The organism is Pseudoxanthomonas dokdonensis, assembly GCF_001431405.1.
In the GTDB taxonomy this organism is placed as follows: domain Bacteria; phylum Pseudomonadota; class Gammaproteobacteria; order Xanthomonadales; family Xanthomonadaceae; genus Pseudoxanthomonas_A; species Pseudoxanthomonas_A dokdonensis.
This window is the reverse complement of sequence record NZ_LDJL01000011.1, coordinates 226359-244927: the sequence shown is the minus strand read 5'-3', so window position 1 is coordinate 244927 and position 18569 is coordinate 226359. Positions and strand designations below refer to the sequence as shown.

Genomic DNA, 18569 nt, shown 5'->3' with positions numbered 1-18569 from the left:
GGTTACAGCACCCGCTCGGGCACGGTGATGACGTCGCCTGGCGCCACGGTGAAGTTGGTATCCAGGTCACCCTTGTTGAGGATGCGATCCAGGCGGACCTCATAGCTCTGGGTCTGGTCCTGCGACTTGCGATACAGGTTGGAGCGATCAGGCGCGGCGAACTCGGTGATGCCGCCGGCCGCCAGCACCGCATCAAGCACGGTCATGCCGGGACGGTAGGGGATGGAGACCGGTTGCCGTACCGCACCGGTCACGCGGACCCGCGACAGGTACTCATGGCTGCGCAGGTCGGTCAGGATCACTGCCACCTGCGGATCGCGTACGTAGGTTGCCAGTTTTTCCTGGATGTCCTTGGCCACTTCTTCCGGGGTATGGCCGCCGGCAGCGACATCGCCAATCAACGGCACCGAGATCATCCCGTCCGGGCGTACCGGTACGGTGATGCCAAGCTCGGGATTGCGCCATACGGAGACCTGGACGATGTCGTCCACGCCAATGTGGTAATCACTGGTCAGCGTTGGTGCCACCGCTGGCGGCGTGGCGCCACTGTCCGTTGCCGTGCTGGCGCAGCCGGCCAGGGCCAGTGCCAATCCGAAGGCCAGCCAGCCTGCGAAGTCGAGTTTCATGAAGTGCCCCTGTAGGTGGACTATGACCGCATTAACGCGATGGGCAGTCGAACCCGGACAAGGACACGCCGCCAGCGTGCGGCGGCCGCTGCCATCAGACCGAATAGAAGGCGCGGTACCAGTCGACGAAGCGCTTGACCCCGGTCTCGATGGAGGTCTCCGGCTTGTAGCCGGTATCGCGGATCAGGGCGTCGACGTCGGCATAGGTGTCGGGCACGTCGCCAGGTTGCAGCGGCAGCAGGTTGCGGCGGGCCTTGGTGCCCAGGCAGTCCTCCAGCACCTCGATGTAGCGCAGCAGCTCGACCGGCTGGTTGTTGCCGATGTTGTAGACGCGGTACGGCGCGCTGGAGCTGGCCGGGGTGGGATGCAGCGCATCATAGTCCGGGTTGGCGGCCGGCACGTTGTCCAGGGTCCGCAGGATGCCTTCGACGATATCGTCGACGTAGGTGAAGTCGCGGGTGTGGTGGCCATTGTTGAACACATCGATCGGTTCGCCGGCCAGCATCTTGCGGGTAAACAGGAACAGCGCCATGTCCGGCCGTCCCCACGGCCCATAGACGGTGAAGAAGCGCAGGCCGGTGGTCGGCAGGTTGAACAGTTGGCTGTAGGTATGGGCCATCAGCTCGTTGGCCTTCTTGCTGGCCGCGTACAGGCTGACCGGGTGGTCGACGCTGTCTTCCACCGAGAACGGCAGCTTGCGGTTGGCCCCGTAGACCGAGCTGGATGAGGCGTAGACCAGATGCTCGACGCCGCGGTGGCGGCAGGCTTCGAGGATGTTGAGGAAGCCGACGATGTTGCTGTCGATGTAGGCGTGCGGATTTTCCAGCGAATAACGCACGCCGGCCTGCGCGGCCAGGTTGACCACCCGTTGTGGCCTGAACTCGTTGAAGGCCGCCTCAAGCGCCGGGCGGTCTTCCAGCGAGGCTTTGACGAAGCGGAAACCGGGCTGCGGCAACAACCTGTCCAGCCGTGCCTGCTTCAGGGTCGGGTCGTAATAGTCGTTGAGATTGTCGTAGCCCAGCACTTCGTCGCCGCGGTCAAGCAGGCGCTGGCTGAGGTGGGAACCGATGAAGCCGGCGGCGCCGGTGACAAGTACACGCATGAGCAATCTCTGGGTGTGGCTGGAATGACGATTTTATCGCCTCGGGCCAGTAGGTTTGAAAAGCCTCGGCTGCCGACGGCGGTTCCGGCGGCAGTCATGGATTACAGGCAGTCGTCGCTGAGGTTCCGCGGCAGCAGCCGCTTGACGTCGAACAGCACCGCGTCGGGTTTGCCGAACGCACGGATGCCGTCGGCACCGAGCGCGACGAACTGGTGATGGGCGACCGCCAGCACGATGGCGTCGTAATGGCCGGGCTGCGGCGACTGCACCAGATCCAGGCCATATTCATGGCGAGCTTCTTCGGCATTGACCCAGGGATCGTAGACGTCGACCTGGGCGTTGTAGCTGCGCAGCTCGGCGACGATGTCGACCACCCGGGTATTGCGCAGGTCCGGGCAGTTTTCCTTGAACGCCAGCCCCATCACCAGGATTTTGGAGCGGGTGGTCTGCAGGCCGCGCTGGGCCATCAGCTTGGCCACGCGCTGGGCGACATGGCCGCCCATGCCGTCGTTGATGCGGCGACCGGCAAGAATGACTTCCGGGTGGTAGCCCATCTGCTGGGCCTTGTGGGTGAGGTAGTACGGGTCCACCCCGATGCAGTGGCCGCCGACCAGGCCCGGCCGGAACGGCAGGAAGTTCCACTTGGTGCCGGCCGCCTCCAGGACTTCGTGGGTATCGATGCCCATGCGGTGGAAAATCAACGCCAGTTCGTTGATCAGCGCGATATTGACGTCGCGCTGGGTGTTCTCGATGACCTTGGCGGCCTCGGCGACGCGGATGCTGGATGCCTTGTGGGTGCCGGCGCTGATGATCGAGGCGTACAGGCTGTCGACGAAGTCGGCGACCTCGGCGGTGGAACCGGAGGTGACCTTGAGGATGGTCTCGAGGCGATGCTGCTTGTCACCCGGATTGATCCGTTCGGGGCTGTAGCCGGCGTAGAAATCCTGGTTGAAGACCAGCCCTGATTCGCGCTCGATGATCGGCACGCAGGTTTCCTCGGTGGCACCCGGGTACACCGTTGATTCATAGATGGCCACACCGCCACGGCTGATGACCTGGCCGACCGTGCGGCTGGCCGATTCCAGCGGGCGCAGGTCCGGGCGCTTGTAGTCATCGATCGGCGTGGGCACGGTGACGATGAAGACGTTGCACTGCTTCAGCGCCTCCAGGTCATCGGCAAAACTCAACTGCGAAGCCTGTTGCAGTTCGTCGCTGGCCACTTCCAGCGTGTGGTCGTGGCCGTTGCGCAGTTCACCGACGCGCTGGGTATTGATGTCGAAACCGACGGTGGGGAACTTGCGGCCGAAGGCGACGGCCAGGGGCAACCCGACGTAGCCCAGACCAATGACGGCGATGCGGGTCTGGTCGAGGGTCGGCAAAGTGGCATTCATCAAGTGATGGTCCGGTTGGTGGAATCGGCCCGCCAAGTCTAGCGGTTGGTGGCTAGTGATAACGCGCAATCGGCTGTCCGCAGGACAGACGATAGCGGCAACCGCACAAGCTGGCCTGCAAACGGCGGGTTTGACGTATTGTGGAACGGACGAACCAGGGAAGTGGCGATGCGGATTCTGTTATGTGGAGGTGCCGGCTATATCGGTTGCCATACCTATGTCGAACTGGTGCAGCGGGGCCACCAGGTGGTGATCGCGGACAACTTCTGCAACAGCTCGCGCAAGGTGCTGGCGCGACTGCAGCGCATTACCGGCCAGTCGGTTGACTGCCGCGAACTCGACGTCCGTGACCGTGATGCACTCGCCGATCTGTTCGCCGACGGAGATTTCGATGCCGTGGTCCACTTTGCCGCACTCAAGGCGGTCGGCGAATCCTGCGAGCAGCCGCTGCGCTATTTCGACAACAACATCAGCGGGACCATCGTGTTGCTGCAGGCGATGCGCGATGCAGGCGTCAAACGGCTGGTGTTCAGTTCGTCCGCCACCGTCTATGGCGACCCCCGGCAGGTGCCGGTGAGCGAGGACGCGCCGCTCAGTGTCACCAATCCGTACGGCCGGACCAAGCTGGTGATGGAAGAGTTGATAGGCGATCTTTGCCGCTCCGATCCCGGCTTCCTGGCGGCCAACCTGCGCTACTTCAATCCGGTTGGTGCCCATCCATCAGGGCTGATCGGCGAGGATCCGGCAGGTATTCCCAACAATCTGATGCCTTACATCTGCCAGGTCGCGGTCGGCCGGCGCGAGCGCCTGCAGGTGTTTGGTGGTGATTATCCGACCGTCGACGGCACCGGCGTGCGCGATTACATCCATGTGATGGATCTGGCGCGCGCCCATGCCGATGCCCTGGATTGCCTGGTGCGGGACGGGCAGGGCTTCACCGTCAACCTCGGCACCGGCAGCGGTGTCAGCGTGCTGCAGCTGGTCGATGCGTTCGCTCGCGCCAGCGGCCGCGAGGTGGCCTATGAGATCGTCGCTCGACGTGCGGGTGACGTCGCCGAGGTCTACGCCGACCCGGCGCTGGCGCACCGGTTGCTCGGCTGGCAGGCACAGCTGGATGTGGATGCGATGTGCCGCGATGCCTGGCGCTGGCAGTCGGCCAACCCGCGCGGCTATGCCGACGACTAGTCACCGTTGGATGCAGCACCGAGCGCGCCCGGCGCGACAACTTCCACGGCCAATCTCCATAAAACGGTCTGGGCAGCGCCCTGAACGACAGACCGGCAGGCGGATGCTGTTACAGCAGCAGGTCGATTACGCCTCCGGGCTGTTTCATCCACTGGAAATGATCGGCGCGGAAGTCAGGCTGCTGTGATGACAGGCAAGCGACCGTCCCGGCAGATTGCGGCATCTTGCCCAGCAGATTGCGCAGCGACGACAGCGGCCCCAGCCAGTCATCGGCCAGCACCACCGCCCGATGTTCGGCGGTGACGCCTGCCAATGCCTGTTCCAGATCCGCGGCCACGCCGGCGGCCGCGTAACGGCCGCTCAGGCCGACGCTGGCCCAGTCCCGGATCAGGGTTTGCGCTTCCTCGCCGCCAAAGCCGAGACGGCGACCAGGGAAACTGCCTCGGCGCCGCGCAATCCAGATCGCGAACTGATAGAACAATGGCAACAAATGCCCGCGCAGGCCGGGGAAACCCCGCCAGTAGGGACTGCCGCTGGCCACCAGCCACAGCTGCGCGAACGCCTGCGGCTGCAGGCCGAGGTAACAGGCGGCCAGTTGCCCGCCCAGGCTGTGGCCGCCGATGATGCCTGGCACCCCGGCCGAGTGCTGCCGCAATGTCGCATGGCTGCAGGCGATGTCCTGCAGCAACAGTTGCCGATAGCCCCAGTCCTGGCCGGCACCGGCGCGCAGGTTACTGCTGCCGTTGCCGCGCCACTCATGCAGGAAGACCGCCACGCCGCGGTCGGCCAGCTGTTCGGCCAGCGGCAGGTAATGACGCGCCGCCACCCCCAGCGCGGGTATCCACAGCAGGCAGCGTGATGGCTGCGCCGGCAGTCGCGCCAGCAAGGTGTAGCGATGCCCGTCACTGGTTTGCAGCGCGAACTCGCTGGCGTTGGCTGGCATCGGCTTCAGCCCGCGCCAGTGGCGTGCCCGGCGCCAAAATGGTCCAGCACCACCACCTCGCTACGTCCAGGTCGATAACCGCGTTTCAACGCTTCATGCACGTAATCGGAGGCAGCCACGCAGGCCTCGCGCAGCCCCAGCCCTCGACCCAGATTGGCGGCAATGGCCGAGGCCAGGGTGCAGCCGGTGCCGTGGGCGTCCAGTGGCAGCCGCGGCCGGCGCGTTTCGTGCACGCCATCGGCATCGGCCAGCAGGTCGACGACCTCGTCGCCGACGGCCAGGTGACCACCTTTCAGGTACACCGCCGCGGCCCCCGCATCCAACAGTGCGCCGGCGGCTTCGCGCATCTGCGCATGGCTTTCTATCGATCGGCCCAGCAGCAGTTCGGCTTCCGGCAGGTTGGGGGTGATCACGCTGGCCAGTGGCAGCAGTTGCGTGCGCAACGCCTGCAAGGCATCGCTCTGCAGCAGCCTGGCGCCGCTGGTGGCGACCATCACCGGGTCCAGCACCAGCCAGCGTGGGCGATACTGGCGCAGCAGTCCGGCGACGGTGTCGATGACCTCGGCATTGGCCAGCATGCCGAGCTTGACCGCGCCGATATCGAAATCCTCGAAACAGGCATCCACCTGGGCACGCAGGAATGCCAGCGGTGGCACCTCCACCGCCGTCACCCCGCGGGTGTGCTGCGCGGTCAGCGCGGCCAGCGCCGACAGTCCGTGCACGCCGTGGGCGGCAAAGGTCTTCAGATCCGCCTGGATACCGGCACCACCGCCGGAATCGGATCCGGCGATGGTCAGGGCGGAGACAACCGAGGCTGCTGCCACGCTTACATTACCTCGCTGGCGTAGTCGGCCAGGCGCGAACGCTCGCCGCGACGCAGGGTGATATGCGCGCTGTGCGCCCAGTTCTTGAAGCGATCGACGGCGAAGGTCAGGCCCGAGGTGGTTTCGGTCAGATACGGCGTATCGATCTGCTCGACGTTGCCCAGGCAGACGATCTTGGTGCCCGGACCGGCGCGGGTGATCAGCGTCTTCATCTGTTTCGGGGTCAGGTTCTGCGCCTCGTCGAGAATCAGGTAACGACTGAGGAAGGTACGCCCGCGCATGAAGTTCATCGAGCGGATCTTGATCCGGCTGGCCAGCAGGTCGTTGGTTGCCGCGCGCCCCCACGAGCCGCCTTCCTGGTTATGGGTCAGCACTTCCAGGTTGTCGGTCAGCGCGCCCATCCACGGGGTCATCTTTTCCTCTTCGGTGCCGGGCAGGAAACCGATATCCTCGCCGACGCTGACGGTGGCACGGGTCATGATGATTTCGCGATAGCGTTGCTGGTCCATGGTCTGGGCCAGGCCGGCGGCCAGCGCCAGCAGGGTCTTGCCGGTACCGGCGGTGCCAAGCAGGCTGACGAAGTCAATCTCCGGGTCCATCAAGGCGTTGAGGGCGAAGTTCTGTTCGCGATTGCGCGCGGTGATGCCCCACACCGCATGCTGGCCGCTGCGGAAGTCATCGACCAGCGTCAGCGTCGCCTTGCGATCACCGCCGACCTTGGCGACCCGCAGCTCGACCTCGTCCTCACCCGGCAGGTACAGGTACTGGTTGGGATACCAGTCCTCGTCGGCGGTCATCGTCACTTCGTAGCTGGTACGACCGCTCTTGTCGCTCCACGACTTGAGGTCGGCGTTGTGCCGGCTCCAGAAGTCTTCCGGCAATTCCATCGCACCGGTGAACAACAGGCTGAAATCGTCCAGCGCGCGGTCGTTTTCGTAATCCTCGGCGACCAGTCCGCTGATCGAGGCCTTGATCCGCAGGTTGATGTCCTTCGACACCAGGATGACCGGCACTTCGGGCTGATCCTCGCGCAGCGCCAGCACCGAGGCCAGGATCTTGTTGTCAGGCGCGATGGCGCCGAACGTGCGACCGGGATCGACTGGCGTGGTCTGGAAATACAGGCGACCGATCTGGCTACGGTTGCCCAGCTGCAGGCCCTGCGGATGATTGAGCACGATGCCTTGCTGGATATGCTCGGCGCCGGCGCCTTCAATCAGTTCATTGAGGAAGCGGCTGACCTGGCGTGCATTGCGACTGACTTCGGTGGTGCCTTTCTTGGCATTGTCCAGCTCCTCGATCACCTGCATCGGCAGGAAGACATCATGCTCCTCGAACTTGAACAGAGCAGTGGGGTCGTGCATCAGCACGTTGGTGTCCAACACATAGATGCGCTTGCTTCGGGTCATTCAGGCAACCTCGGGTGGGTGTGTGGGAACACGGGGACAACAACGAAAACATTTGTCGCAGGCAGCAGCGAACCACCACGACTCATACACGATGAGGTAGTGAAGGCGGGGAGAACACGATGGGTCACTGCGTTTGCGCTTCCTTCAGGGCGTCCAGCACGGCTTGCGCGTGCCCGGCCACTTTGACTTTGCGCCACTCCTGCGCGACGTGCCCATCGGGCGCTATCAGGAAGCTGCTGCGGACGACGCCAAGCACGGTCTTGCCGTACATGTTTTTTTCGTGGATGACATCAAACGCCTTGCACAGCTTTTCTTCGGCATCACTGACCAGGGCAAACCTGAATCCCTGTTTGGCGCAGAAATTGTCGTGCGACTTGACCGAGTCACGGGACACGCCGAGCACGCTGGCATTCAATTTCTTGAACTTCGGCAGCAGTGCATTGAAGTCCAGGCCCTCGGTGGTGCAGCCGGGCGTGCTGTCCTTGGGATAGAAGTACAGCACCAGCCATTGCCCGGCATAGTCGGCAAGCCTGGCGGTCTGCCCGCCTGACAGCGCCAGCGGCAGGTTCAAGGTGGTTTTGGGCAGCGGCTTGGGACGGGCTTGGCTCATGCTCAGAACTTCATCGGGTCCATGATCGCGTCCAGGTTGAGGTGGTCGCAGAATTCAAGGAAATCATCGCGCAGCGCGGCGATGTGCATATTGGACGGCACCCCGATGGTCACCTGTGCCGAAAACATTTCGGCACCGGTCTGCATGGCGCGGTAGCGCGTGCTCTGCAGGTTCTCGATGGTGATGCCCTGGCGATCGAAGAAGTCGGCCAGCTGGAACAGGATGCCCGGCTTGTCGGCGGCGACCACTTCGACGATGTACGGCAACAGGTTGGACTGGACCACCTTGGGACCGGTGCGATACCAGTTGAGCTTGAAGCCTTCCTCGCGTTCCAGCCGCGAGAGCATGGCCTCGAGTTTGGCGACCGAATCCCAGGAGCCGGTGGCCAGCGCGGTGACCGAGACGTCGCGGCCGACCGTGGACAGGCGTGAATCGACCAGGTTGCAGCCGCTGTCGGCAATCCGCCGCGTCACCGCCAGCAGCGGCGACTCCGGATGCGTCGTATAGGCGTTGATCAGGAGATGGTTCTCGTTCGGCGAAGGCCGGGCGCTGGAGTCGTTTGAAAGGTCTTCCGGCATCACTACTCAGGTCTGGTGGCGCCAGCGGAAATGCCGCCGGCTGGGTGCCAGCATACTTGGCCGTGCTTCGCGCCCGCAAGCGATTGCCGCCGGTGTCCAGGGCCGGCAGCCGCCGCCGCGGGCACACGGCGGCGTTCGATGCGCGTGCTAGCCTGTCCCGGACTGCTGCACGCGCGCGAGCCGGACGTGCAACATGGACACAATCGGATGACAAACAAGGAGTTGCAGGATGTCACGCTGTTTCTGGGCGGCCAACGTGCCCGACTTTTACCAGCACTATCACGATGTCGAGTGGGGCGTGCCGGAGTTCGACGAACGGCACATGTTCGAGATGCAGATCCTGGAAGGCGCGCAGGCCGGACTGTCATGGCAGACCATCCTCGCCAAGCGCGACAACTACCGCCGCGCATTCGACAATTTCGATCCGGACAGGATTGCCCGCTACGACGAGAAGAAGGTCCAGGAGCTGATGCTCGACGCCGGCATCGTCCGCAACCAGCTCAAGATCCGCGCCACCATCAACAATGCCCAGGCCTTGCTGCGCCTGCGCGACAGCGCGCCACGGCCGCAACTGGCGCTCTCGGATTTCTACTGGAAGCATGTCGACGGCAAGCCCGTGCAGAACCGCTTGCGCTCGCGCGCTGACGTGCTGGCTACCACGCCGGTCTCGGACCAGTTGTCGAAAAGCCTGAAGAAGGCCGGCTTCAAGTTCGTCGGCTCGACCATTGTCTATGCGCACATGCAGGCCTGCGGCATGGTCAACGACCACACCGTCGATTGTGATCGCCACGCACCGGTGCGCCGGTTGGGCGAGGCGCTGGCCTGACCACCGCTTCCGGGCGCGCTCGCGGGCCGCGGCTGGCTCGTGGTCGGCCGGTCGCCGCCTGTCTGGCTCCGGAACGCGCCCGGGGCCCTATACTTGCCGCTGCTTTCTCGCCGCCCTTAATATCGCAGGCTGGCTCCGGCCGGCCGCTGGTGCCTGCACCGGTTTCCCGCTCACCCGCCTGCTCGCCCAGGCCCCACTGCAAAGGTTCGTCGTTTGTCCCTCTCTGGCAGCATTACCGCACTGGCCACGCCGTTCACGGACGCTGGCGAACTGGATCTGGATGGCTGGCGCCGACTGTTGAAACAACAGCTCGATGGCGGCACCCAGGGCGTGGTGGTGGCGGGTTCGACCGGCGAAGCTGCAGCCTTGAGCGATGATGAATTCGTACAGATCCTGCAACTGGCGGTGGCCGAACTGGGTGGTCGCATCCCGGTGCTGGCTGGCGTTGGCCAGATGAACACCGCCAGGACCATTGCCCAGACCCGGCTGGCCAAGGCCCATGGCGCCGAATACGCGCTGGTAGTGACGCCGCCGTACGTGCGCGCCACCCAGGACGGCTTGATTGCCCATTACCGCGCAGTGGCCGATCAAGGTGGCCTGCCGGTGGTGCTGTACAACGTGCCCGGCCGCACCGGCTGCGACCTGCTGCCACAGACCGTGGCGCAGCTGGTGGGACATCCGAACATCGTCGGGATCAAGGAAGCGCGCAGCGAAGCTGAACGCATGGCCGCCCTGCTGGCGTTGCGCGAAGACGGCTTTGCCATCCTCAGCGGCGATGACGGCACTGCCGGGCGGGCGATGCTGGCCGGCGCCGACGGACTGATTTCAGTCGGTTCCAATGCCTTGCCGCGCACCTTCCGTCGGCTCTGCGACAGGGCCCGGGCCGGTGACGCCAGCGAAGTCGCGCGGCTGGATGCCGGACTGGCCGAGCTGTATGCGTTCTTTGGCGTTGAATCCAATCCGATTCCGGTCAAGGCGCTGCTGCAGCGGGCCGGCTTCGGTCACGGCCTGCGACTGCCGCTGACCACACTTTCTTCCGCCCATCACGCTGATGCCGATCGGCTGGCGTTGCTGGTGCAGACTCTAGAAGCACAATCCCACCGCGACCAACTCGCGGCTTGAACCAGGAGAACACCATGCGTTTTGCGTCTTCCCATCTGCGTCCGTTGGCATTCGGTCTGTTGGCCGTCTCGCTCGTCGGGCTGACTGGCTGCAGCTGGTTCAAAAAAGGCCCGAAAGGCGACTATGCGCTGCCGGCCGAGCAACGCCCGCTGGAAGTGCCGCCGGACCTGACCATGCCCAGCAACAACGGTGCCATGCAGGTACCCAACACCGCCTCGCAGGCGTCCAGCCAGGCCGCCCGGCCCGCCACCGCCGGCAATGGCTTCAACGTGCGCGCCGCCCGTGATGACGCCTTCAGCCAGCTCGGCGATGCCCTGGGTGCAATCGACGGCGTGACCATCGCCAGCCGGGCCCAGCTGCTGGGCACCTATGACGTCAATTACCAGGGCAGCGATTTCCTGGTCCGGGTGGTCGGCCTGCAGGATGGCAGCTACATCTCGGCGGTCGATCCGCGTGGCCTGCCAGCTACCTCCGAAGCCGCGGTGGCGCTGATGGCCGACCTTAAGACCCGCTTGAACAAGTAAGCGCTTATTGGCCCGTCACTGGCCAGACCGACGAAAAGGGCGTCTTCAAGACGCCCTTTTTTTGTCGCCGTATCCAATCCCCGGGTAGAGCGCAGCTTGCTGGCGATTTGTTGTAGAGCGGAGCTCGCTCCGCTGCTTTGCCGATGATGCGGGTCAGCTGGCGGACTAGCGCAGCAAGCTACGCTCTACGGGCGGCCTATTTTTCCAGCAGTGGCAGTTTGTCGGGCTTGCCTTCCCAGTCCTTGGCATCGGCCAAGGGTTCCTTGCGCACGGTGATCACCGGCCATTGCCGGGAGAGTTCGGCATTCAGGGCGACAAACTGCTCTTGCCCAGCGGGCACATCGTCTTCCGGATAGATCGCATTGATCGGGCACTCCGGCTCGCACAGGGTGCAGTCGATGCATTCGTCCGGGTCAATCACCAGGAAGTTGGGGCCCTCGTGGAAGCAATCCACCGGGCAGACCTCCACGCAATCGGTGTATTTGCACTTGATGCAGTTTTCGGTGACGACAAAGGGCATGGCTGATCGATTAATCCTGCGGAAAACCGGGCAAGTTTAAATCACGTCGCGTCGGCGGTTGAGAAAGATTCTCGTCGCAAGCCTGCTGGCCCCTGCCGAGCACGGTGAGCCGGCACCGGACGGCCAGCTCCAGACCGGGTCACCGCGCCAGTGTTGTTGCGGATATCTTGTTAATTACATTTATTTTGCAGCATAGTTCCAAATACGGAACAGCCAGTTGAGCCGGACCCGTCTTATCAACCGCCATGGCCTAGTCCAAGCTTGTGTCCAACCAACACCGGAGCCCATCATGATTACTCTTCGCGCAGGCAAGGACCGCGGCCATGCCAACCACGGCTGGCTGGACTCCTGGCACAGCTTCTCGTTTGCCAACTACCACGACGAACGCCATATCCACTGGGGACCGCTGCGGGTCATCAATGAAGACCGGGTCGCCGCCGGTCAGGGCTTTGGCGAACACGGCCATCGCGACATGGAAATCATCAGCTATGTGCTGGAAGGGGCACTGGGCCACAAGGACTCGATGGGCAACGCCGCCAGCATCGTCCCCGGTGATGTCCAGCGCATGAGTGCCGGCACCGGCGTGCAGCACTCCGAGTACAACCACAGCGAGACCGGCACCACCCACTTCCTGCAGATCTGGATCATTCCCAACCAGCAGGGGGTAGTGCCTTCCTACCAGGAGAAGCGCTTCGACCCGCAGGACAAGCAGGGCCGGCTGCGGCTGGTGGTCAGCCCGGACGGGGCCGACGGCTCGGTCAGCATCCACCAGAATGCGCGGATGTACGCCGGCCTGTTTGACGGCAGCGAACGTGCCGAACTGCCGCTGGCCGAGGGCCGGCTGGGCTATGTGCACGTGGCGCGGGGCGATGTCAGCGTCAATGGCCGGGCGCTATCGGCTGGCGATGCGCTGCTGTACCAGGACGAACCGCTGATCAGCATTGAAAGCGGGATTGGCGCGGAAGTACTGGTCTTCGACCTGCCGCGCATGTAGCGCTGGTGCGGCCTGGATCAAGGCAATGCCGGTGGCAGGCCGCCACCGGCATCATGCAGTCACTTGGCGCTCCCTAGGGGGCTCGAACCCCTGTTTTAGCCTTGAGAGGGCCACGTCCTAACCACTAGACGAAGGGAGCGTTTGGGTGATGCGGAGCTGACGGATTAGTATATGCGGCGGCCTGGACGTCCGGCAATGTCTGCCGGGCCGCCAGCGCCCCCAACTTTCCCACGGAACCGCAGCCATCAGCTTGCCCGCCACTTTGCGAACCATCCCCCGCGACCAGCACAACCTGTCCCGCAAGGACATGAGTCCCAATGCGCTGCGGGTGCTATACCGCCTGCGTGACGCCGGCTTCCAGGGTTACCTGGTCGGCGGTGCCGTGCGTGACCTGCTGGTCGGCGGCCATCCCAAGGATTTCGACGTGGCCACCGATGCCACCCCCGAACAGGTCAAGCAGCTGTTCCGCAACTGCCGCCTGATCGGCCGTCGCTTCCGCTTGGCGCACGTGGTGTTCGGGCGCGAAATCATCGAGGTCGCGACCTTCCGCGCCAATGTCGACGACGGCAGCGGCGATCGCGAGATGGACAATGGCCGGCTGGTGCGCGACAACGTCTATGGCAGCATCGAAGACGATGCGGTGCGCCGCGACTTCACCGCCAACGCGCTGTATTACGCGATCGAGGATTTTTCGATCCGCGACTACACCGGTGGCTTCGAAGACGTCATCGCCCGCACGCTGAAGCTGATTGGCGACCCCGAACAGCGCTACCGCGAAGATCCGGTACGCATGCTGCGTGCGGTGCGGCTGGCGGCCAAGCTGGATTTCGAGATCGAAGCGGCCACTGCCGAACCGATTGCGCGACTGGCCGATCTGCTGGCCGACGCCGCACCCGCGCGCCTGTTCGAGGAAATCCTCAAGTTGTTCCTGTCCGGCCACGCGGTGGCCAGTTTCGAAGGGCTGGAGCGATTCGGGCTGTTGCAGGCGTTGCTGCCGGAAACCGCCACCGCGCTGGCCGCCAACCGCAGCGGCGCATTGCGGCGGATGCTGCTCGAAGGCCTGCGCGGTACCGACCAGCGGGTCGCCAACGATGAGCCGGTGTCGCCTTCATTCCTGTTTGCGCTGCTGCTGTGGCCGGCCTATTGCCGCGCGCTGATGGCGTTGCAGAACCAGGGCGTGCACGTCGAGGAAGCCCAGCGCCGCGCCGCGGATCGGGTCACCCTGCACCAGTTGGACACCGTGGCGCTGCCGCGGCGATTCTCGCTGCCGATGCAGGAAATCTGGCTGATGCAGTCGCGCTTCGGCAATCGCCAGCGCAAACGCGTGCTGCGCCTGCTTGGCCATCCGCGCTTCCGTGCCGCGTTCGATTTCCTGGTATTGCGGCTGACCGCCTCCAGCGAACATGCCGATGACGTCGCTTTCTGGCGCGAGGCACAGCTGCAGTCGGCTGACGAGTTGGCAGGGCACCTGGCCAGCGCCCCCGCCGCTGGTGAGGAGGGCAGTGAGGAAGAGGGTAGCGACGGTGCGCCACGCCGCCGCCGTCGTCGGCGCCGGCGCGGTGCCGGCGCCGGCACTGAATGATCCCGCGCGGATGAGCGCGACATCCGGCTGCTTGCCGGCAGTCACCGCCTACATTGGGCTCGGCGGCAACCTGGGAGCGGTGCGGGATACCCTGGCGCAGGCCGCCGAACGCATCGACCAGTTGCCGGGCACGCGCTTGCTGGCGCTGTCACGGCAATACAGCACGCCGGCGTGGGGCAACCAGCAGCAACCGGACTTCATCAATGCCGCCGCGTCGGTGCGGACCAGCCTGGCAGCGGTCGATCTGTTGCAGGCGTTGTTGGGCATCGAGCGCGATTTCGGCCGCGACCGCGGGCAGGAATTGCGCTGGGGCCCGCGCACCCTCGATCTCGACCTGTTGCTGTACGGCGAGCAGGTGATCGAGGTTCCCGGCCTGAGCGTGCCGCATCCGCGCCTGCACGAACGCGCATTCGCACTGCTGCCGTTGCTGGAAATCGCACCGGATCTGCTGATTCCGGGGCAAGGCAGCGCACGCAACGCAGTGTCCGTGCTCGATGTGTCGAATATCCACGCCCTATGAGGGGATAATGAGCCGATGAGCACACAGACCGACAGCAAGCCCTGGACCGTCCCGGCATTGGCGCAGGCCAAGCAGGAGGGCCGCAAGCTGGTCATGCTGACCGCTTACGACAACAGTTTCGCGCGGGTGCTGGATCGGGCCGGGGTCGACCTGGTGCTGATTGGCGACTCGCTGGGCATGGTGGTGCAGGGCCATGATTCGACCTTGCCGGTCACCGTCGACGACATCGTCTACCACACCCGCGCCGTCGCCCGCGGCCTGCAGCGTGCGTTGCTGGTGGCGGATCTGCCGTTCCAGTCCGATGCCACTGCCGAGCGGGCATTGCAGGCATCCATCGCGCTGCTGCAGGCGGGCGCCGAAATGGTCAAGCTGGAAGGCGCCGGCCACAAGCTGGAGGTCATCCGCTACCTGAGCGAGCGCGATATCCCGGTCTGCGCGCACCTGGGCCTGACCCCGCAATCGGTGTTGAAGTTCGGCGGCTACAAGGTGCAGGGCCGCGATCAGGCCGCCGCCGACAAGCTGCTGGCCGACGCCAGGGCAGTGGTCGACGCTGGCGCCTCGCTGCTGGTGCTGGAATGCGTACCGACCCAGTTGGCGGGCCAGATCACCGCGGCCGTCGCCGCGCCGACGATTGGCATTGGCGCCGGTCCCGACTGCGATGGCCAGGTGCTGGTGCTGCATGATTTCCTTGGCCTGGATACCGGCCACCGCCGGCCGAAGTTCGTCAAGGATTTCCTTGCCGAAGGCGGCTCGGTCAGTGGCGCGGTGCAGGCCTATGCGCAGGCGGTGCGCGATGGTTCGTTCCCCGATGCCGCGCATTCGTATTGAATCCCGATTGAAATCACCCCGTTTGTCACCCAGGCATCGTCTGCCAGCCGCCCCAGGACTGATTGACCCATGATTGAAACCATCACCCAACTGGACGCCCTGCGCGCCCGCGTCAGCGGCTGGAAGCGCGAAGGTCTGCGGGTGGGTTTCGTACCGACCATGGGCAACCTGCACGCCGGCCACTATTCGCTGGTGATGCTGGCCCGCCAGTATGCCGACCGGGTCGTCTCCAGTGTGTTCGTCAATCCGACCCAGTTCGGCCCCAACGAGGATTTCACCCGTTATCCGCGTACCCCGGAAGCCGATACCAGTGGACTGGAAGGTGCCGGCTGCGATGTGTTGTGGTTGCCGACGGTCGAGTCGATGTATCCGTTCGGGGTCGAACTGGCGGCCAAAGTCCATGTCCCCGGCGTCAGCAGTCTGCTCGAAGGTGCCCATCGGCCGGGGCATTTCGATGGCGTCTGCACGGTGGTCACCCGTCTGTTCAACCAGGTCCAGCCCGATATCGCTGCGTTCGGCAAGAAGGATTTCCAGCAACTGGCGGTGATCCGGCAGATGGTCCGGGATCTGGCGTTTCCAATTGAAATCCTCGGCGGTGGCATCGTCCGCGAAAGCGATGGCCTGGCGATGAGCTCGCGCAACCAGTACCTGTCCGCCAGTGATCGGCCCAAGGCCGCGGAAATCCGTCGCGCACTGATTGCGATGCGTGATGCGCTGCTGTCCGGGCAGCAGCGCACACAGGTCGAAGAGGCCGCGCGCGCGCAACTGACTGCCGCCGGCTTCGAGGTCGATTACAGCGTCATCCGCCGCCCGGATCTGAGCGAGCCGGACCAGGGCGAACGCGGCGACAAGGTCGCCCTGGTGGCGGCCAAACTGGGCAAGACCCGGCTCATCGACAATCTCGAATTCAGCTGAGGGGTAGCGCACGGGGAGCCGCTGGCTCAACGTGTCTTGCGCCGGCTACGGCCACCGCTGAAACCAGTTGCACGCCAATTGGTCTTGAACTCGTCGCGTTGAAGCAGACCACTGCGGGTGATACGGTGCGGCTGATAGAATTGCCGCTTTCGCCAGCCGTAGTCCACGACCATGCAACTGAGTCTCCTGAAAGCCAAGATCCACCGCGCCACCGTCACCCATTCCGAACTGAATTACGAAGGCTCGATCGCCATCGATGGCCTGCTGCTGGAAGCCACCGGCATCCGCGAATTCGAACAGGTACACATCTGGGACGTGACCAACGGCGCGCGCTTTTCGACCTATGCGATCCGCGCCGATGAAGGCAGCGGGGTGATTTCGCTCAACGGCGGTGCAGCCCGCCATGTCCAGGTCGGCGACCTCATCATCATTGCCGCATTCGCCAGCATGAGCCAGGCCGAGGCCGATGCGTTCCAGCCCAACCTGGTCTACGTCGATGGCGCCAATGCCATCACCCACACCAATCATTCGATACCCAAGCAGGCAGCATGATTTCCACAACGGTCGGTGACGCCCTCCAGCCCCACGCAGCCCGCCTGCGTGGCGTCGAGTTGACGCAATTGCTGCAGCAGGATCCGCAGCGATCGCAGGACTGGGCGATGCGCAGCGGACCGTTGTATTTCAACTTCGCCCGCCAATGCCTTGACCGCCAGGCGCTGGATGCGTTGCTGCAGCTGGCCAGCCAGCGCGAGTTGACGCAGGCATTCCGGCGCCTGTTCGATGGCGAGCAGGTCAACGTCACCGAGGGCCGGGCAGCGCTGCACACCGCGTTGCGCGGCAACCACAGCCACGCGGCGCTCGCACGTGAAGCGTTCAATACCGCCAGCGCGGTGCGCCAGCAGATGGGTGCGCTGGTCGCTGGACTGGAACAAAGCGGGATCACCGATATCGTCAGCGTCGGCATCGGTGGCTCGGATCTCGGCCCGCGGCTGGTGGCTGATGCGCTGCGCGATCCGGCCGGCAACCGCCTGCGCGTGCATTTCCTGTCCAATGTCGATGGCGCTGCCGCGCAACGGGTGTTGGCACCGCTGGATCCGCAACGCACCGCCGCGGTGCTGATTTCCAAGACCTTCAGCACCCAGGAAACCCTGCTCAACGGTCGCATCCTGCATGACTGGCTGGGCGGCAGCGAACGCCTTTACGCGGTCAGCGCTAATCCCGAGCGCGCCGCGGCCGCATTCGACATCGCTCCGCAGCGGGTGCTGCCGATGTGGGACTGGGTCGGGGGCCGTTATTCACTGTGGTCGGCGGTTGGCTTTCCGATTGCATTGGCGATTGGCTTCGAGCGCTTCGAGGCGTTGCTGGCCGGGGCCAGCGATTTCGATGCGCATGTCATCAACACGCCGCTGGCCGACAACATCGCCGTGCGCCATGCGTTGACCGCGGTCTGGAATCGCAACGCGCTGGGCCATGCCGCGCATGGGGTAATGACCTACGACCAGCGCTTGGCGCTGCTGCCGGCGTATCTGCAGCAACTGGTAATGGAAAGCCTGGGTAAATCGGTCCAGGTCGATGGCCTCCCGGTCAATGTCGATACCGTGCCGGTATGGTGGGGCGGTGCCGGTACCGATGTGCAACACAGCTTCTTCCAGGCGCTGCACCAGGGCACGACCGTGGTGCCGCTGGATTTTGTCGGCACTGTGCGCAACGACGATCCCTATGCCGAAAACCACCTGGCATTGATGTCCAACCTGCTGGCGCAAAGCGAGGCACTGGCCAATGGCCAGCGCAGCGATGATCCGCACCGCAGCTATCCGGGCAGTCGTCCCAGCACGATGATCCTGCTGGATGCGCTGACCCCGCAATCCCTCGGTGGCCTGATTGCAATGTACGAACACAGCGTCTATGCGCAGTCGGTGATCTGGGGCATCAACGCCTTTGATCAGTTCGGGGTGGAGCTGGGCAAGCAACTGGCCAGTGGTTTGCTGCCGGCTTTGCGTGGACAGGTCCAGGCCGATGACGCGGTCACCCGTACCTTGCTGGCGGAGCTACAGGCTCGCGCTTGAACCAAGC

Annotated in this window: 20 protein-coding genes and 1 tRNA gene; 11 read left to right on the top strand and 10 right to left on the bottom strand. The window is 64.4% G+C overall.

Annotated features, from left to right (window positions below):
- Positions 1-2 precede the first annotated feature (2 nt).
- From ABB29_RS10825 to tviB, 3 genes are all read right to left on the bottom strand, one after another.
- A complete protein-coding gene (locus ABB29_RS10825) occupies positions 3-626 on the bottom strand; it encodes an XrtA/PEP-CTERM system exopolysaccharide export protein (RefSeq protein ID WP_057658900.1) in 624 nt (207 codons plus the stop codon).
- Between the two features lie 94 nt (positions 627-720).
- On the bottom strand, positions 721-1728 hold the full coding sequence (locus ABB29_RS10820) for an NAD-dependent epimerase (RefSeq protein WP_057658898.1): 1008 nt from the start codon (positions 1726-1728) through the stop codon (positions 721-723).
- Between the two features lie 101 nt (positions 1729-1829).
- The gene (gene tviB, locus ABB29_RS10815; RefSeq protein WP_083487796.1) at positions 1830-3119 is read right to left on the bottom strand and encodes a Vi polysaccharide biosynthesis UDP-N-acetylglucosamine C-6 dehydrogenase TviB; all 1290 of its coding nucleotides are present in this window, start codon (positions 3117-3119) and stop codon (positions 1830-1832) included.
- Between the two features lie 168 nt (positions 3120-3287).
- Here tviB and galE point away from each other — a divergent pair, with 168 nt between their 5' ends.
- Positions 3288-4304, top strand: a complete 1017-nt coding sequence (gene galE, locus ABB29_RS10810; RefSeq protein ID WP_057658896.1) for a UDP-glucose 4-epimerase GalE — start codon at positions 3288-3290, stop codon at positions 4302-4304.
- 109 nt (positions 4305-4413) lie between these two features.
- On the opposite strand, the gene ABB29_RS10805 is transcribed toward galE, so the two are convergent.
- The 5 genes from ABB29_RS10805 to ABB29_RS10785 all read right to left on the bottom strand — a co-directional run bounded on the left by ABB29_RS10805 (position 4414) and on the right by ABB29_RS10785 (position 8665).
- A complete protein-coding gene (locus ABB29_RS10805) occupies positions 4414-5247 on the bottom strand; it encodes an alpha/beta hydrolase family protein (RefSeq protein ID WP_057658894.1) in 834 nt (277 codons plus the stop codon).
- Positions 5248-5252: 5 nt separating this feature from the next.
- Entirely contained in the window at positions 5253-6071 is an 819-nt protein-coding gene (gene thiD, locus ABB29_RS10800; RefSeq protein WP_057658891.1) for a bifunctional hydroxymethylpyrimidine kinase/phosphomethylpyrimidine kinase, read from the bottom strand.
- Between the two features lie 2 nt (positions 6072-6073).
- Positions 6074-7477 (bottom strand): PhoH family protein, encoded by a 1404-nt coding sequence (locus ABB29_RS10795; protein ID WP_057658889.1) that lies wholly within the window; start codon positions 7475-7477, stop codon positions 6074-6076.
- A gap of 124 nt (positions 7478-7601) precedes the next feature.
- The gene (locus ABB29_RS10790; protein WP_057658888.1) at positions 7602-8087 is read right to left on the bottom strand and encodes a peroxiredoxin; all 486 of its coding nucleotides are present in this window, start codon (positions 8085-8087) and stop codon (positions 7602-7604) included.
- Positions 8088-8089: 2 nt separating this feature from the next.
- Positions 8090-8665, bottom strand: a complete 576-nt coding sequence (locus tag ABB29_RS10785; protein WP_057658887.1) for a glycine cleavage system transcriptional repressor — start codon at positions 8663-8665, stop codon at positions 8090-8092.
- A 229-nt stretch (positions 8666-8894) separates the two neighbouring features.
- Between ABB29_RS10785 and ABB29_RS10780 the strand changes: the two genes are divergently transcribed.
- The 3 genes from ABB29_RS10780 (at position 8895) to ABB29_RS10770 (ending at position 11137) form a co-directional block, all read left to right on the top strand.
- The gene (locus tag ABB29_RS10780) at positions 8895-9491 is read left to right on the top strand and encodes a DNA-3-methyladenine glycosylase I (protein ID WP_057658886.1); all 597 of its coding nucleotides are present in this window, start codon (positions 8895-8897) and stop codon (positions 9489-9491) included.
- A gap of 213 nt (positions 9492-9704) precedes the next feature.
- Positions 9705-10613 (top strand): 4-hydroxy-tetrahydrodipicolinate synthase, encoded by a 909-nt coding sequence (dapA, locus tag ABB29_RS10775; RefSeq protein WP_057658885.1) that lies wholly within the window; start codon positions 9705-9707, stop codon positions 10611-10613.
- 14 nt (positions 10614-10627) lie between these two features.
- Positions 10628-11137: a hypothetical protein gene (locus tag ABB29_RS10770; protein ID WP_057659441.1), complete on the top strand. Its 510-nt coding sequence runs from the start codon at positions 10628-10630 to the stop codon at positions 11135-11137.
- 196 nt (positions 11138-11333) lie between these two features.
- On the opposite strand, the gene fdxA is transcribed toward ABB29_RS10770, so the two are convergent.
- Entirely contained in the window at positions 11334-11657 is a 324-nt protein-coding gene (fdxA, locus tag ABB29_RS10765) for a ferredoxin FdxA (protein WP_057658884.1), read from the bottom strand.
- Positions 11658-11946: 289 nt separating this feature from the next.
- Here fdxA and ABB29_RS10760 point away from each other — a divergent pair, with 289 nt between their 5' ends.
- The gene (locus ABB29_RS10760) at positions 11947-12651 is read left to right on the top strand and encodes a pirin family protein (protein WP_057658883.1); all 705 of its coding nucleotides are present in this window, start codon (positions 11947-11949) and stop codon (positions 12649-12651) included.
- A 64-nt stretch (positions 12652-12715) separates the two neighbouring features.
- Here ABB29_RS10760 and ABB29_RS10755 read toward each other — a convergent pair.
- A tRNA-Glu gene (locus ABB29_RS10755) sits at positions 12716-12790 on the bottom strand.
- A 60-nt stretch (positions 12791-12850) separates the two neighbouring features.
- Between ABB29_RS10755 and pcnB the strand changes: the two genes are divergently transcribed.
- The 6 genes from pcnB to pgi all read left to right on the top strand — a co-directional run bounded on the left by pcnB (position 12851) and on the right by pgi (position 18562).
- Positions 12851-14233 carry a polynucleotide adenylyltransferase PcnB gene (pcnB, locus tag ABB29_RS10750; protein ID WP_057658881.1) on the top strand — a complete coding sequence of 461 codons (1383 nt, stop codon included), beginning with the start codon at positions 12851-12853 and terminating at the stop codon, positions 14231-14233.
- A 10-nt stretch (positions 14234-14243) separates the two neighbouring features.
- Entirely contained in the window at positions 14244-14753 is a 510-nt protein-coding gene (gene folK / locus ABB29_RS10745) for a 2-amino-4-hydroxy-6-hydroxymethyldihydropteridine diphosphokinase (RefSeq protein WP_057659440.1), read from the top strand.
- A 15-nt stretch (positions 14754-14768) separates the two neighbouring features.
- Positions 14769-15581: a 3-methyl-2-oxobutanoate hydroxymethyltransferase gene (gene panB / locus ABB29_RS10740; RefSeq protein WP_057658880.1), complete on the top strand. Its 813-nt coding sequence runs from the start codon at positions 14769-14771 to the stop codon at positions 15579-15581.
- Between the two features lie 69 nt (positions 15582-15650).
- Entirely contained in the window at positions 15651-16496 is an 846-nt protein-coding gene (panC, locus tag ABB29_RS10735; protein ID WP_057658878.1) for a pantoate--beta-alanine ligase, read from the top strand.
- A gap of 171 nt (positions 16497-16667) precedes the next feature.
- Positions 16668-17048 carry an aspartate 1-decarboxylase gene (gene panD, locus ABB29_RS10730; RefSeq protein WP_057658875.1) on the top strand — a complete coding sequence of 127 codons (381 nt, stop codon included), beginning with the start codon at positions 16668-16670 and terminating at the stop codon, positions 17046-17048.
- Positions 17045-18562, top strand: coding sequence for a glucose-6-phosphate isomerase (gene pgi / locus ABB29_RS10725; RefSeq protein ID WP_057658873.1), 1518 nt, complete (start codon positions 17045-17047; stop codon positions 18560-18562). The genes panD and pgi overlap by 4 nt, the downstream gene beginning before the upstream one ends.
- The last annotated feature ends 7 nt before the right edge of the window (positions 18563-18569 follow it).

Coding starts and splice junctions, on each gene's coding strand:
- tviB (WP_083487796.1), bottom strand. CDS start 3,119: ATGAATGCCACTTTGCCGACCCTCGACCAGACCCGCATCGCCGTCATT.
- ABB29_RS10820 (WP_057658898.1), bottom strand. CDS start 1,728: ATGCGTGTACTTGTCACCGGCGCCGCCGGCTTCATCGGTTCCCACCTC.
- panB (WP_057658880.1), top strand. CDS start 14,769: ATGAGCACACAGACCGACAGCAAGCCCTGGACCGTCCCGGCATTGGCG.
- ABB29_RS10805 (WP_057658894.1), bottom strand. CDS start 5,247: ATGCCAGCCAACGCCAGCGAGTTCGCGCTGCAAACCAGTGACGGGCAT.
- panD (WP_057658875.1), top strand. CDS start 16,668: ATGCAACTGAGTCTCCTGAAAGCCAAGATCCACCGCGCCACCGTCACC.
- fdxA (WP_057658884.1), bottom strand. CDS start 11,657: ATGCCCTTTGTCGTCACCGAAAACTGCATCAAGTGCAAATACACCGAT.
- pgi (WP_057658873.1), top strand. CDS start 17,045: ATGATTTCCACAACGGTCGGTGACGCCCTCCAGCCCCACGCAGCCCGC.
- ABB29_RS10780 (WP_057658886.1), top strand. CDS start 8,895: ATGTCACGCTGTTTCTGGGCGGCCAACGTGCCCGACTTTTACCAGCAC.
- ABB29_RS10785 (WP_057658887.1), bottom strand. CDS start 8,665: ATGCCGGAAGACCTTTCAAACGACTCCAGCGCCCGGCCTTCGCCGAAC.
- panC (WP_057658878.1), top strand. CDS start 15,651: ATGATTGAAACCATCACCCAACTGGACGCCCTGCGCGCCCGCGTCAGC.
- galE (WP_057658896.1), top strand. CDS start 3,288: ATGCGGATTCTGTTATGTGGAGGTGCCGGCTATATCGGTTGCCATACC.
- ABB29_RS10790 (WP_057658888.1), bottom strand. CDS start 8,087: ATGAGCCAAGCCCGTCCCAAGCCGCTGCCCAAAACCACCTTGAACCTG.
- ABB29_RS10770 (WP_057659441.1), top strand. CDS start 10,628: ATGCGTTTTGCGTCTTCCCATCTGCGTCCGTTGGCATTCGGTCTGTTG.
- folK (WP_057659440.1), top strand. CDS start 14,244: ATGAGCGCGACATCCGGCTGCTTGCCGGCAGTCACCGCCTACATTGGG.
- ABB29_RS10760 (WP_057658883.1), top strand. CDS start 11,947: ATGATTACTCTTCGCGCAGGCAAGGACCGCGGCCATGCCAACCACGGC.
- ABB29_RS10795 (WP_057658889.1), bottom strand. CDS start 7,477: ATGACCCGAAGCAAGCGCATCTATGTGTTGGACACCAACGTGCTGATG.
- ABB29_RS10825 (WP_057658900.1), bottom strand. CDS start 626: ATGAAACTCGACTTCGCAGGCTGGCTGGCCTTCGGATTGGCACTGGCC.